This is a genomic window from Parasphingomonas zepuensis (assembly GCF_036663735.1).
Taxonomy (GTDB): Bacteria; Pseudomonadota; Alphaproteobacteria; order Sphingomonadales; family Sphingomonadaceae; genus Sphingomonas.
This window is the reverse complement of record NZ_JAXOJO010000007.1, coordinates 37,869-51,923: the sequence shown is the minus strand read 5'-3', so window position 1 is coordinate 51,923 and position 14,055 is coordinate 37,869. Positions and strand designations below refer to the sequence as shown.

Here is a 14,055-nt window from a genome sequence, read left to right as displayed (position 1 = left end):
GCGCGTCAGACGCGCCCGGCTTTTTCGTGTCTAGCGTCGTGGGTGGGCCCCGGCTCCGCGCCGGAGCCGAACCCCTCACAGCGCGTCGAGACTCTTTCGTGCAGTCTCGCGCGTCGCGGTGACCCACAGGATGAGCGCCGTCAGCGCGCACAGGCCGAAGGTCGCAAAGACGATCTTGATCGATCCGCCGCTCGCCAGGATGCCGCCCACCAGCAAGGGCGTGAACATCGACGCGAAGCGCGCGGTCGAGCTGACCGTGCCGAGGCCTAGCGCCCGTACGCGCGTCGGGTAGATCTCCGCCGTATAGGGCCAGAGGATCATCGAACCGACGAAGATCGCGATCTGCCCGGTCACCACCATCGCGACCAGCAGGTTCGTGTTCTCGGGATGATAGACGGCCAGGCCGAGCAGTGCGATCGATGCGATCAGCGTCACGGCAATCGCCGGCGGGCGCCGCCCGAACCGATCGATAACCGTCCCGACGAACGGGGAAACGAACAGGAAGACCGTGCTCGCAATCGCCGAATACCCCAGTGCCTGTGCCACCGGGATGTGAAACACGGTGACGTAGATCGACGGCACCCAGGTGGTTAGTCCGAAACTGGCGAACGAGGTCGCGAACCACATGGCGATCACGATGATCGTGCGCTGGCGATACTCGCTCGAGAACAAGGCCGTGGCCTTGGTCGGCGCTGCCTTAACGACTGGCGCCGCGCTCTTGACGACAGGCTCGACCGGCAGCGCGACGACTTCCCCGCCGAGCTTCTCCAGGGCTCGATTGGCATCGTCGACCCTTCCGCTGCGCGCCAGCCAGCGGGGCGATTCCGGCAACAGCATGACGACCAGCGGCAACAGGACGAGCGGCGCCGCGCCCAGCCCGAACAGCCAGCGCCAGCCGAGATTTGGGATGATATAGGCGCTCGAGATCGAAGCGGCTGCGTAGCCGGCCATGCACAGAAACTGGAAGGTCGCGAAATAGCGGCCGCGAATGCGCGTCGGTGCAAGCTCGTTGATATAGGTGATCGTCACCGGCAGCGCACCGCCGATCATCACCCCTTGCACCAGCCGCATTGCGAACAGGGTATGATAGTCCGGCGACAGGGCGCAGCCGATCGCCAGCAGGCACATGATCGTCATCGACACGAGGAAGACTGGCATGCGCCCGAAGCGCTCCGCCAGGATGCCGAGGGTTACCGCACCGACGAACTGCCCGGCATAGCCAGCCGACATCAGCGATCCCATCGCGACCGGCGTCAGATGCCACTCCTTCACCAACGCCGGCATGACATAGGCGATCGCCGCGCTATCCCAGGAATCGAACAGCATGATGAAGCCGAGCAGCAGCGGCGCGACATAGATCAGGCGAACCGACCGCATGTCGTCGAGCATGCGGCCGACCGCGATCTCGGTTACATTGGCCTGGACCGGGCCGGGCTCCGCGGGACCGCCGCCGCTCATCGGGCGTACACCCGCGCTGCGGTGTCGTGCAGGAACTGGCTGCGCTCGGTGGCGCTCAGCGCGCTTCCGGCATCGCGCGCCATCGCCGCCTTGGTCTCATAGCTCTTCTCGCTTTGCCCAAGGTCCGAACCCCACATCAGCCGCTCCGCGCCGAAGCGATCGGCAAGCAGCCGGACGAATGTTGCCGGCTCAAGGCCCTGATCGGCCAGGCGATCGAGCACGATCTCGGTGAACTTGAAGTGCACGTTGGGCATCCTTTCGAACATCGCGATCGTCGCGTCGATTCCGTAATCCGGTGCGCCGGGCAAGGTCGCGTCGAACCCGTTCGCCCGATATTTGCCCATCTCGGGCGTGGACGCGGTGTGCGGCGTGCCGACATGGTCGATGATCACCTTCAGCGTCGGGAAGCGCTCCACGACGAACTTCAGCGCCGGCAGCGTCCAGGGCAGATGCAGCCGGTAGAAGATGATCGCCACGGGCACGCCGAGATCGGCTGCCGTTCGCCAGCACTCCAGCGCGGTCGGCGAATTCATCCAGCCGGTGCTGTAATCCTCGAACAGGGTCTGCGCGAAACGAACCCCGCGAACGCCGTCCTCCCGCACCATCCTGGTCAGGATCGCCGGTGTCTCCGGATCCTGCGCGTCGAGGATGACGACCGGCACGAAGCGCTCGGGAAAGCGCTTGCCCGAATCGATGATATAGCTGTTGTCATAGCCGTAGACGTGGCCGCGCTGCACGATGCAGGCCTGCGCAACGCTGTTGGCGTCCATCTGCTCGATCAGCCACTCCGCCGTCGCGCTGTAGGTCATCCTGGTGAAGCTGGTCGTCCCGCGCATCGGCGACGGCGGATAGGCGACCGGATCGTCGGAGATCAGATGGGCATGGGTGTCGAAAAGTACGTCCTGCATATCGGTCCCTGGTACGGCCTTGAAAATGACGCGCCGAGATGGCGGCGTGGCGAATGCGGTGCTGGCAGCTACCAGCCGGTGACTGGCTGATCCTCGATTGCGACCCCGCCTACCGCCGCCAGCCGCGCGGTCAGCATGTAGCTGCCGATCAGCACGACCATGTCGAACAGGAACTGATCGCTGTAATGCCGCCGCATCGCATCGAGCGCCGCATCGCTGGGGGAGACGTCGACAATCACTTCGCTGGCGAATTCGATCAGCGCGCGTTCGGCTGCGCCCAGGGCGGACAGGTCGTCGCTGACGATCGCGGCCTGTTCGGCGTCCGTCACGCCGAAGCTGCGGGCCAGTTCGCTGTGGTGAAATAGTTCATAGTCCGAGCGCTGAAGATAGCCGACGCGCAGGATCACCATCTCGCGCAGCCGCTTATCGAGATCGGCATCGATCGTCGCGCGGCCGAGCGCAGCCTGCGCGCCCCACAGGTCGTCGCTGGCGTGCAACGCCATACGCGAGACGTTAAGCAACACCTTTCGCGTCGGATCGAACACGCGCGCATGCTTCGTCGGAGAAAGATTTTCCAGGGACGGATAGGGAATACGACTTGGCGAACCCGGATCATCGAACATCGTCGGCGCAGCAATCTCCCGTCGCTTCATTGATTCGCCGACATCATTCAACTTGATATCCTCCCCGCACGCCGCATATTAGATTTGCTTTTCATGCACTATATTGCAAAGTACTTGTACTATACTTATTATCTTGTGCTTTTTCTTGTTGAAAGCCCCGGCTCTCGCGTTCTAAGGCCACAGCGTAAGAGTCGCGAGGTTCGAGTTCCAAGACCCGAAAAGCGACCATCATAAGGAGACAGCATAGTGACCGACACCTCCTTCTCGCTTGCCGGCCGCAAGGCGCTCGTGATCGGCGCGGACTCCGGAATCGGCCTGGCCTGCGCCCGCGCCATCGCGGCAGCCGGCGCCGACCTGGTCTTCGGTGGGCTCGACGCTACCAAGGGCGATGTGCTGGCGAAGGAGATCGCCGCGACCAGCGGCACCGATGTCAGCTATGTGCCAGTCGACGTGACGATCGAGGATCAGGTCGCCGCCGCCGTCGAGACGGCCGTGGCACGCCTCGGCGGCCTCGACATCGCGATGAACAATGCCGGCATCCCCGGGCCCGGCGGCCGGCTGCAGGATCTGCATGTCGAGGATTTCGACAAACTGTTCGCCATCAACGTGCGCGGTGCGTGGCTCGGCATGAAATATCAGGTGCCGCACATGATCGAAGGCGGCGGCGGATCGATCATCAACCTCGCTTCGACCGCGGCACTCGTCGGGCTCGCCTATGTCTCGCTTTATGCCGCGACCAAGCATGCCATTGCCGGACTGACCAAGTCGGCCGCGCTCGAACTCGCCCCGCACGGCATTCGGGTCAACGCGATCGCCCCCGGCCCGGTCGATACCGGCCTGCTCCATGCGATGCGCGCCGGAAAACAGCATATCGCCCAGGCCACGCCAGCCAAGGTGCCGCTGGACCGCGTCGCGCGGCCGGACGAGATGGCCGGGCCGGTGGTATGGCTCGCGTCGGACGCCTCGTCCTATGTGACCGGGGCAATCATCTCGGTCGATGGGGGCGTGGTCGCGCAATAGCCGACCGCCATGCCGGTGAGGAGGCCCCGATCCGGAGCCCCCTCAGTCGGCGAAGGGATCGGGCGGAATCTCGCTCGAGAGATCGATCACGACGGTCTTGGTCTCGGTGAATTCGCGCATTGCGTCGAAGCCGTTTTCGCGCCCGATCCCGCTCAGCTTGAACCCGCCATAAGGCAGCATGAAATGCACCGGGCGGAAGGTGTTGACCGAAACCAGCCCGGTTTCGATCCGTCCCGCGACGCGGTGCGCGCGGGACACGTCCGACGTCCACAGCCCCCCGACCAGCCCATAATCGCTGTCGTTGGCCAGGGCGATTGCCTCCTCTTCGCCATCGAACGGCATCACCGCCACGACCGGACCGAATACCTCCTCCTGCGCCAGGCGGGAGCGGCTATCGACATCGGCGAACACGGTCGGCTGGACGAAATAGCCGCGCTCGAAACCGGCCGGACGCCCGCCGCCGACGAGCAGCCGCCCGCCTTCTTCCTTGCCGAGGGCGATATAGCTTTCGGTCTTGTCGCGCTGCTCGGCAGAGGTATGCGGGCCGATATGAGTCTTCGGATCGAGCGCGGCGCCGACGCGGATCCGCGCTGCGCGCTCGGCCAGCCCGGCGGCGAACCGCTCGTATATCGGCCGCTCGACGAACATGCGAGACGCGGCCGAGCAGGACTGGCCGGTCGACCGGAACGCGCTGTGCACCGCAACCGACAGGGCCTTGTCGAAATCGGCATCGGCAAAGACGATGAAGGGCGATTTGCCGCCGCATTCGAACGAGCAGCGCTTCAGATTGACGCTCGCCGCCTGCATGATCCGCCGCGCGGTCGCATGCGATCCGGTGAAGGATACCTTGTCGATGCCGGTGTGCGCGGACAATGCCGCCCCCACCACGCCGTCGCCCGGCAGGACGTTGACCACGCCCGCCGGGAAGCCGGCTTCCATGACCAGCCGCCCGAGCGCGACCAGGCTGGCCGGCGTCTGTTCGGCCGGCTTGAGGATCACGGTATTGCCGGTGGCCAGCGCCGGGCCGAGTTTCCAACACGCCAGCGAAATCGGCGAATTCCACGGCAGGATCGCGGCGACAACGCCGACCGGCTCGTTGCGGGTATAGGCCACCGCATCGGTGCGGTAGGGGATCTGCAGGCCGTTGAGCTTGTCCGCCGCGCCGGCGAAGAAGGTCAGCCAGTCGGCCGAGCGCTGCACTTCGCCCAGCGTGTCGCGCAGCGGTTTGCCGTTGTCGCGGCTCTCGATCTCCGCCAGCGCCGGCGCATTCTGCCGCACCAGATCGGCAAGGCGCGCCAATAATGCGCCGCGCGCGGTAGGCGTGAGGCCGCCCCATCTGCCCTTCAGCGCCGCGCGGGCGGCGGCGACCGCTGCGTCGACATCGGCCGCGTCAGCGCTCGCCACCTCGATCCAGACGTCCTCGGTCGAGGGATCGATGCTGCGGATCGCGCTGCCCGAATGCGGCGCGACCCATTCGCCGCCGATCAGCAGCCGATCGAAATTCCCCGCGTCGGCGAGCGTGCTCACGACGCCTTGAGCATCCGCGGCGTGCCGGACGCGACCCGCGCGATCAGCGCCGCGACCGGCTCGCTTTCCGGTGTTGCGCCCATCGCCACGCCGGTTTCGCGGGCGTCTTCGCCGAAATACCAGCGGGTGTTGCGCTCGAACTTGTCGAGCACGTCATCGCGCGAGAGCGCCGCCTCGGGCGAACCCGGGTGGAAGGGGACATGCTTGAAATAGGTACGACCAGCCGCTTCCACGGTCAGGCGCGCCGGGCAATGCTGCGGATAATCCGACAGCGGATCGACCGTCGCTTCGACCAGCTGCGCCAGGCGCAGGATCTTCGGATCGGCCAGACGATCGGCCATGAACGTCTCGAGACCGACATCGCCATCGACCAGGGCGGCTGCGACACCGAAGAACAGGCTGAAGCGCGCCTCATGCGGCGTGCTCGGCGCTTTCTTGCGGTCACGCGGCTGCGTGACCAGGGTCAGGCCCGGCTCGGCGAGTTCGCAGCCGATCGAAGTGATCTGGTCGACCGTGACGCCGTCGCGCTTGAAATCGGCCAGGATCTGCTTCGATGCCTCGATGAAGGCGTGGAGCAGCTGGCAGCACGGATAGGGCTTGTAGGCGGTTTCGGGAATGTACCAGCGGCTGCCCAGCGCGTCGGCTGCCTTGGCGAAATCCAGCTGCCCGGTGATCGGGGTGAGGTGCGTTTCGAAGAAGCCGAACTTGCCCTCGAATACGCTGTCCGGCCCGGAAATGCCCGCCATCGCCAGATCGATCGCCAGGATGCCGGCATGTGCGCCCCAGCCGCCGTGCAGGATCTTGGCGGTCGATCCCGTGCGGGTCGATTCCTGGATGCCCGAGGCAAAGGTGCCGCAAATGCCCAGGGCATCGCCGATCTGCGCCGCGGTCGCGCCTGCCAGCCGTCCGACCGCCACCGCCACGCCGAACGAACCGATCAGCGAAGACGTGTGATATCCCCGTGCCAGGAACCGATCGCCGGCGACGAAACCGAGGCGGATCATCACTTCATAGCCGACCACCGTCGCATCGATCGCATCCGCCAGGCTGGCGCCGCGAGCCTCGGCGACCGCAAGGACGGCGGGAACGACGGTCGAACCCGGCCGCGCCAGCGAATAGCCATGCTTGTCGTCCATCTCCAACGCCTGGGCGAGCGACCCATTGAGAAGGGCCGCCAATTCGGGCCGCGCCCGCGCGGCCAGGCCGAAAAGACTAGCCCCCTCACCTGCCCTCCACACCTTGCCGAGCTTCAGCGCCGCCGCGCCGCTCTCCTCCTTGGGATTGGCGCCGGCGACGCAAACGCCGATCGAATCGACGATGTGCCAGAGCGCCGCCTCGCGGACTTCAGGCGGAATCTGGTCGCGCGTGAGTTCGACGGCGTAGTTCGAAAAGGCTTCGGCGAGCAATGTCATCAGCGGTTCCAGTGCAATGGGGGGTGCGGTCAGCGCGTCTGCTGCAGGGCCTGGCCCAGGCGGATCGCCGGCGCCTCTTCGTTCTCGAGATTGTCGATGATCTGTTCGATCTCGGTCACGGCCTCGGGCAGCAGGACGCGCCCGGCGAGATCGCGGAACTTCTCCTTGAGCGCGTCCTCCGACATCGGATTGCGCCAATGGCCGCTGCGATAGGTCTGCTCATAGAAGTGCTCGGTGCCGTCCTTCATGGTGACGGTGACCCGCACCGCGCGCATCTGATGCTTCTCGCGCGCGTCGAGTTCGGGATCGACATAGACCTCGATGCGGTTGGCGAGATCGATGATCTTCGGATCGAGCAGCTTGTCGTCGGTATATTGATCGATGAACGCAGTGCCCTCGAGCAGAGTGACGGCAGCCGTGTAGGGCAGGTTCATCTGCGCGCTGATGGTCTCGCCATTGGGCACATAGGGCCAGCCGCAATGCACATAGACCATCTCGGTGGTACCGACCCGCACCTTGGCGACGTCTTCGCCCCTGATCCCGGTCTTCTCACGAATCGCGCGCAGCGCATCCACCGAGGTCTGGCTGCTGGCGAGCGACGAATAGCGCTTGAACCCGTTCCGTCGCATCTCCCAATCGGTGCCGAGCCCGTCGGTCGCGAAGCTGAGATCGTACTCGGACGAATAGGTCGAACAGAAGCCGCCATAAGGTGCCTCGAGCACGTCGCGCACGCCGGTCAGGCCTTCGCGCGCGCATAGCGCGGCGATGATGCCGTTTTGTGAGGCCTTGCCCGAATGGAACCGCTTGGCCATCGCGCCGAATTGCGCCGCCATCAGGCCCGCCGCCTGGCTGCCGGCGAGGCCGAGCGCGCTGACATATTGATCGGTGTCGAGATCGAGCAGCTTGGCGATCGCCGCTGCCGACCCGAAGGTGCTGGTCAGGCCACAGGGATGGAAGCCGCGGTGGAAGGCGCTGGGGCTGACGGTATTGCCGATGCGCGTGCCGAGTTCGTAGCCGGCAACAGTGGCACGGATCATGTCCTTGCCGTCGAACGCGCCGAACGCGCCCTCCGAACAGGCGATGACCGCCGGCACGACGCCCGCGCCATAATGCGACATCGACTGATCATGGCAATCGTCGAGCTCATAGCCCTGCGCCGCCGTGCCGTTGATGAAGGCGGCGCCCAGCGGATCCACCTTGACCTTCATGCCCCAGGCGCTCGCACTCGGCTTCTGGCCGAGCAGCGACACGGTCCGCACGACCGCCTGCACCCACGGCGTCGGCGCACCGAAGGCGCCGCAGCCGAGGCTGTCGCGGATGCACTGCTTGGCGTTGAGGATCAGATCCTCCGGAATGTCGCCATATTGCAGGTTCGCGGCGAAATCGGCGATGTCGCGGGTGACGCCGGGGACGACCATAGTGGTGGGAGCGTTCATGGGAAGCAGTACCTTTTGAAGGGCAAGAAGATCAGGCGGCGGACAGTGCCGGCGCCGGTGTCCTGGATTTGGCGTAGGCAGCGGCACTGCCACCCGCGAGGCGACCGAAGACCGCACCGCTGGTGAGGCCGCTGGCGCCGGGATAGTTGAAGTAGAAAATGCCGCCGACCATCTCGCCGGCCGCAAACAGGCCCGGGATGGTCTGGCCGTTGGTGTTGACCACTTCGCCATCGGTCGAGATCTTGACCCCGCCAAAGGTGAAGGTGACGCCGCAGGTCACCGCGTAAGCCTCGAACGGGGCGGTATCGATCGAGCTCGCCCAGTTGCTGCGGGGCACGCCGGTGCTGGTGGCGCTGCGGCCATCCTTGATATTGGGATCGAACGCCGCATCGACATTGATCGACGCGTTGAATTCCTCGACCGTCGCCAGGAACTGCGCCTTGTCGATCTCGCCGATCTTGTCGGCCAGCTCAGCCAGCGTATCGGCGCGTACCTTGGTGACGTTGCGGGTGCGATATTCGTCGCGCAACAGGTGCGAGACCTTCGAATCATAGACCTGCCACGCGACCTGCCCCGGCTGGGCGAGCACTGCCTGGCCGTATTTGGCATAGGTGTAGTTGCGGAAATCGGCGCCCTCGTCGACGAAGCGCTTGCCGTCGCGATTGACCATCACGCACAGCGGATAGCTGTGGCGCTGATATTGCGGGGTCAGCGCGAGATCGCCGAAATCCTGTGCGTTGCGCTCCCATGACACGGCATGGCAGCCCGACCAGTGGCCGAAGGGCTGCGCGCCGGCATCGAGCGCCATCTGCAGGCCGTCGCCAGTATTGTAGCGCGAGCCCCGCACCTTGGCCAAATCCCAGCCCGGCCCCAGATAGCGCGCGCGCCATTCGGCATTGGCCTCGAACCCGCCACAGGCGAGCACGACCGAAGCCGCTTCCAGCTCATGTTCCTCGCCGCAGAGCGCCACGCGAACGCCGGTGACGCCGGCTTCCCTGCGCAACAGGCCGCGCACCCAGGCATCATAGACGATGTCCACGCCGCGCTGTTCAGCCGCACGGTACAGCGCATCGACCAGCCCCGGGCCGCCTGCCTGAACGGCGATTGTCGCGCCGCCCCAGAATTTGAAGCGACCCTCGACTCGATAGGCCTGGCGGCCGAAATTGGGGAAGAAGCGCACGCCCTGATCACGCATCCACAGGATCGTGTCGCGGCTGCGCGTGACCAGCAATTCGCACAGGTCGGGGTCGGTCCGATATTGGGTGATCTCACCCATGTCCTCGAAGAACTGACCCTCGGTGTAAGTGCCGAAATCGCTGACCGCGCATTCGGCATCGGTCAGATCCGGGCAATAAGCGCGGATGTCGTCGGCGCCGTCATAGACGGTGCGCATCAGCCCATCGGTGTAGGAGGTATTGCCACCGCGCTCCTCGATCGGCGAGCGTTCCAGCACGACGACTTTGGCGCCGGCATCGGACGCGCTGAGCGCCGCGCACAAGGCCGCATTGCCGCCTCCGACGATGATCACGTCATACTTGTTATTCAAAGAAAACGGCATCCCCACCTCGCTATCGGCAGCCGCCAGCCAGCGTCGCCGGACGCGGGATTTCTCCAACGTTTTCAGCGTCGCCCTGGCCGTTTTCTAGCTGCGAACAAGCCTACTTCTAGCGATGCGGGCTATACGTGCACGAAATATTATGGCATCCTAGCATGCAATGAGAGCATGGTGAGGATGTACATTCAGTGAAGCTTCAGCAACTCAGATACGTTGTAGAGATAGTGCGTCACGGCAATCATCTGTCGGCCGCGGCGGATGCGCTGAATACCTCGCAGCCCGGCGTCAGCCGCCAGATCCAGCTGCTCGAGCTTGAACTCGGGTTCGAGATTTTCATCCGCACCCGCAATCGCATCATCGGCCTGACTGAACCGGGCGAGGTGGTGTTCGCGATCGCCCAGCGCATCGCAACCGACGTCGCCGCGCTGAAGCGGCTGAAGAGCGACATGAACTCCGGCAACAGCGGTGTCTTCACCATCGGTACGACGCATTTCCAGGCGCGCTACACCCTGCCACCCGTGGTCGAGCAGTTCGTGAAGCGCTATCCGGACGTCAAGCTGGTGTTGCGGCAGGGCGACCCCGAAGAAATCTGCCAGATGGTCGAGGCCGGCGATGTCGACCTGGCGATCGGCACCGAGACCGTCCGGCAATTCCCCAATCTGGTGAAGCTCGACTGTTTCGAAATCCGCCGGGTCATCGTCGCGCAGAACGGCCATCCGATCCTGACCGTGCCGGAGCTGACCCTGGCCGAAGTCGCCAAATATCCGATCATCACCTACGACACGCGGTATAGCGGCCGCTGGAAAGTGATGAAGGCGTTTGCCGATGCCGGCGTCGAGCCCAAGATCATCATGAGCGGCATCGATGCCGACGTTTGCAAGACCTATGTCGCGGTCGGCCTGGGCATCGCGATCCTCGCGACGATGGCTTATGATCCGGAACGCGATACCGGAATCTCGACGCGTGGGCTCGGCGAGCTGCTCGCGCCGAGCACGGTGCAGATCGTGCTGCGATCGAACACCTATCTCCGCCCGTTCCTGCTCGAATTCATCAAATCGGTCGCGCCGCAGCTGACGCCCGGCGTGGTCCGCCAGGCAGTGCAGCAATTCCAGAACGCCCGGAGCGGCTGACCGCCGCTCCGAACACCTTCAGGTCCCGACGTCGACGTGCAGCAAAGTCATCCGCTTGAGCGCGTCCTCGTCCAGCGTCAGCCCGAGGCCGGGGGCGGTGGGCACTGAGACTGCACCGTCGACGATGGTGAAGCCACCCTCCGCCACGAGCGGATCGGGGCCCATCACGCCGGCGCCGAACACGAACTCGGCGGCGCCGAAAGTGCGCTTGCCCGGCACCGCCGCGCAGAAATGCGCCGCGGCCGCTGCCTCGAATTGCGATGCGACCGCAAGGCCGCCGCAATTGATGCCGATGTCGAACGCATCGGCGATTGCCAGCATGCGTTTGGCGACGGTCAGTCCGCCGACCTTGTAGAGCTTGATGCAAAACACATCGACGGCGCCGCTATGTGCCAGTTCGGCGGCGTCCTGTACCGTGAACAGGCTTTCGTCAGCCATCATCGGCACGCCGCGGGCCTGAGCGCGGATCGCGGCCAGGCCGCGCAGGTTGCGCCGCTCGACCGGCTGCTCGCAATAGCCGACATCCATGTCGTGCATCGCGTCCAGCGCAAGGATCGAGTCGGCAACGGTCCAGCCGGTATTGGGATCGACGCCGATCATCACATCCGGCCCGATCGCCTTGCGGACGGCGGCGAAATTGCTGACGTCCTTGCGCCAGCCGCCCTTTCCCGCTGCCTTCAGGCACAATACGCGGATGCCGAATTCGTCGACCGCGCGGCGCGCGTCATCGATGATGCGCTCGACATCGTCATACAGGCTGACCGACCATTCGAGCGGGATCACGTCATGCGACCGCCCGCCGAGCAGGTCGTGCACCGGCACGCCGAGCGATTTGCCGAGCGCGTCGTGGAGCGCGATGTCCAGCACGGCACGCGCCGCCGGATTACCGGCGAGGCGCGAGCTCATCAGCACGTCATTGGCCTCGAAATCGGCGAGGCGACGCCCGATCAGCAGCGGGCCGTAAATGTCTCGGATCGCCGCGACGACGCTATGGACCGTATCGGCGACGAAATGGCCCGGGCTGATTGGCCGGACCTGCGCGACGCCGACCACGCCGTCGGCATGGATCTTGACCAGGACCGGCTTGCCCAGAAGCTGTTCGGGCGGGCCGGTATCGTAGCTGCCGCTGGAAAAGGTGCGCTGCAGCCGCCCGGGCAACTGCGTAACGTGGATTTCGATGCGATCGATCGGCATCAGGCTGCGGCCCTTGCAATGTTGCGCCAGCTGTCCAGCACCATCTCGGCGCCGCGTTCGCCAAGCGCGATCGTCGGTGCATTGGTGTTGGACGATGGGATGGTGGGGAAGATCGAGGAGTCGATGACACGCAGACCGCTGACGCCGCGTACGCGCAGTTCGGGATCGACGACGGCATCGAAGTCGGTCCCGGCCTTGCAACTGCCGACGATATGCCAGGTGGTCTGGGTGGTCTCGCGGATATAATCGAGGATCTGCGCGTCAGTCGCCGCTTCGCTGCCGGGCCGCGTCTCGCGCACGATCAGCTTGCCCAGCGCCGGGAATTCCGCGATCCGCCGCACTGCCTTGATGCCCGCCAGCAGCACGTCCGCATCGTGCGGGTCGTCGAGATATTTGGGATCGATCCTGGGATATTCGACTGGATCAGACGAGGCGATATGCACCCAGCCGCGCGAGCGCGGGCGCAGGCCCATCACCCCGACGGTGAAACCGGAAAACGCATCGAGCCCGTCCTGCGGCCGCCGCGCATAGCGATCCTTGCCCGAAAAGGGCTGGAGCTGGAGCTTGAGATCGGGGCTGCGCTCCTCCGGCGAGCTGCGCATCACGGTATGCGCGGTCGCCGAGCAGATCGACAACAGGCCCTTGCCCTGCAGGGCGAACTTGAGGCCCTCGCGCACCTTGGCGACCGGGTTCTGCAGCACGTCGTTGATCGTGATCGGCTTGGCACACTCGAAGGTGAGGCGCGTATTTGGATGATCGCGCAGATTCTCGCCGACGCCGTTCAGCGGTTCGACCACGGCGATGCCGAATTGCTGCAATATCTCAGGATTGCCGATACCGGACAGCTCGAGCAGCTTGGGGGACTGGACCGGCCCTGCCGAGAGGATCACTTCCTTGCGCGATTTGATGCGCCACGTCTTGCCCTCGTGCAGCACCTCGATGCCGGATGCGGTACGGCCCTCGAACAGGACGCGCGTGACCACGGCATCAGTCATCACCGACAGGTTCGACCGGTTGCGCGCCGGCTTCAGATAGCCGACCGCCGCCGACGAGCGGAACCCGCGCCGGGTCGAATACTGCAGATACGCCGCACCTTCATAATGCCCGTCATTATAATCAGGGATCACCTCGAAGCCGGCCTCCGCGCACGCATCGACATAGCCGATCGCGAGTTCGTCGAACCGTTCCAGGCTAGTGACCGAGATCGGCCCATCATGCCCGCGCAAGCTCGGATCACCCTGCGGGAAACGCTCCATCCGCTTGAAATAGGGCAGCATGTCGGCCCAGCCCCAGCCCGGCAGGCCGAGATCGGCCCAGGAATCGAATTCGGCCGGGTCACCGCGGACATAGACATTGCCGTTGATCGAACTCGACCCGCCCAGTACCCGCCCGCGCGTCCATAATTGCTTGCGGTCGTTGAGCGCCTTTTGCGGCTCAGTGATGAAGGGCCAGGTCACTGCCGGGTTCTTCAGCAGGTTCACCACCATCAGCGGTATATGGATGTTGATGTTGTTGTCGCGGCCGCCGGCCTCGACCAGCAGCACGCGGTTGGCCGGCTCTTCCGACAGGCGCGCGGCGACGGCGCAGCCTGCCGATCCCGCGCCCACGACGATGAAGTCGTAATCGCCCTCGAACGCGCCATGCGTGCCAGCCATCTAATCCCCTCCGCATCCTACCGAATACCGGACGGATAGGCTTGGCGGACGGCCCGAGACCAATATGATTTTCCCTGCCACGATGCGCTGCGCGCATACCGAACCGGGAAACAGTATTGGAATGCGTATTCTCCGTT

General features: G+C 65.0%; 11 protein-coding genes. 2 read left to right on the top strand and 9 right to left on the bottom strand.

What is annotated here, in order from left to right; translation table 11 throughout:
* Window positions 1-75: 75 nt before the first annotated feature.
* From U1769_RS21955 to U1769_RS21945, 3 genes are all read right to left on the bottom strand, one after another.
* Window positions 76-1,458: an MFS transporter gene (locus tag U1769_RS21955; RefSeq protein WP_332720190.1), complete on the bottom strand. Its 1,383-nt coding sequence runs from the start codon at window positions 1,456-1,458 to the stop codon at window positions 76-78.
* Entirely contained in the window at window positions 1,455-2,366 is a 912-nt protein-coding gene (locus tag U1769_RS21950) for an amidohydrolase family protein (RefSeq protein WP_332720188.1), read from the bottom strand. Before U1769_RS21950 ends, U1769_RS21955 begins: the two co-directional genes overlap by 4 nt.
* Window positions 2,367-2,434: 68 nt before the next feature.
* Window positions 2,435-2,869 (bottom strand): carboxymuconolactone decarboxylase family protein, encoded by a 435-nt coding sequence (locus U1769_RS21945; RefSeq protein ID WP_332720187.1) that lies wholly within the window; start codon window positions 2,867-2,869, stop codon window positions 2,435-2,437.
* A 366-nt stretch (window positions 2,870-3,235) separates the two neighbouring features.
* Here U1769_RS21945 and U1769_RS21940 point away from each other — a divergent pair, with 366 nt between their 5' ends.
* Complete coding sequence (locus U1769_RS21940) at window positions 3,236-4,009, top strand: SDR family NAD(P)-dependent oxidoreductase (protein ID WP_332720186.1); 774 nt, start codon at window positions 3,236-3,238, stop codon at window positions 4,007-4,009.
* Window positions 4,010-4,051: 42 nt separating this feature from the next.
* Here U1769_RS21940 and U1769_RS21935 read toward each other — a convergent pair whose 3' ends face one another.
* The 4 genes from U1769_RS21935 to tcuA are packed head-to-tail and all read right to left on the bottom strand — an operon-like array spanning window position 4,052 to window position 9,942.
* Complete coding sequence (locus U1769_RS21935) at window positions 4,052-5,536, bottom strand: aldehyde dehydrogenase family protein (RefSeq protein ID WP_332720185.1); 1,485 nt, start codon at window positions 5,534-5,536, stop codon at window positions 4,052-4,054.
* Window positions 5,533-6,948, bottom strand: a complete 1,416-nt coding sequence (locus U1769_RS21930) for an MmgE/PrpD family protein (RefSeq protein ID WP_332720184.1) — start codon at window positions 6,946-6,948, stop codon at window positions 5,533-5,535. The genes U1769_RS21935 and U1769_RS21930 overlap by 4 nt, the downstream gene beginning before the upstream one ends.
* 29 nt (window positions 6,949-6,977) lie before the next feature.
* The gene (locus U1769_RS21925; RefSeq protein ID WP_332720183.1) at window positions 6,978-8,384 is read right to left on the bottom strand and encodes an MmgE/PrpD family protein; all 1,407 of its coding nucleotides are present in this window, start codon (window positions 8,382-8,384) and stop codon (window positions 6,978-6,980) included.
* A 31-nt stretch (window positions 8,385-8,415) separates the two neighbouring features.
* Window positions 8,416-9,942: an FAD-dependent tricarballylate dehydrogenase TcuA gene (gene tcuA / locus U1769_RS21920; RefSeq protein ID WP_332720182.1), complete on the bottom strand. Its 1,527-nt coding sequence runs from the start codon at window positions 9,940-9,942 to the stop codon at window positions 8,416-8,418.
* Between the two features lie 185 nt (window positions 9,943-10,127).
* Here tcuA and U1769_RS21915 point away from each other — a divergent pair, with 185 nt between their 5' ends.
* On the top strand, window positions 10,128-11,069 hold the full coding sequence (locus U1769_RS21915; protein WP_332720181.1) for a LysR substrate-binding domain-containing protein: 942 nt from the start codon (window positions 10,128-10,130) through the stop codon (window positions 11,067-11,069).
* Between the two features lie 18 nt (window positions 11,070-11,087).
* Here the strand turns inward: U1769_RS21915 and U1769_RS21910 are convergent, their stop codons facing one another.
* Complete coding sequence (locus U1769_RS21910) at window positions 11,088-12,263, bottom strand: mandelate racemase/muconate lactonizing enzyme family protein (RefSeq protein ID WP_332720180.1); 1,176 nt, start codon at window positions 12,261-12,263, stop codon at window positions 11,088-11,090.
* The gene (locus U1769_RS21905) at window positions 12,263-13,918 is read right to left on the bottom strand and encodes a GMC family oxidoreductase (RefSeq protein ID WP_332720179.1); all 1,656 of its coding nucleotides are present in this window, start codon (window positions 13,916-13,918) and stop codon (window positions 12,263-12,265) included. The genes U1769_RS21910 and U1769_RS21905 overlap by 1 nt, the downstream gene beginning before the upstream one ends.
* Window positions 13,919-14,055: the final 137 nt, after the last annotated feature.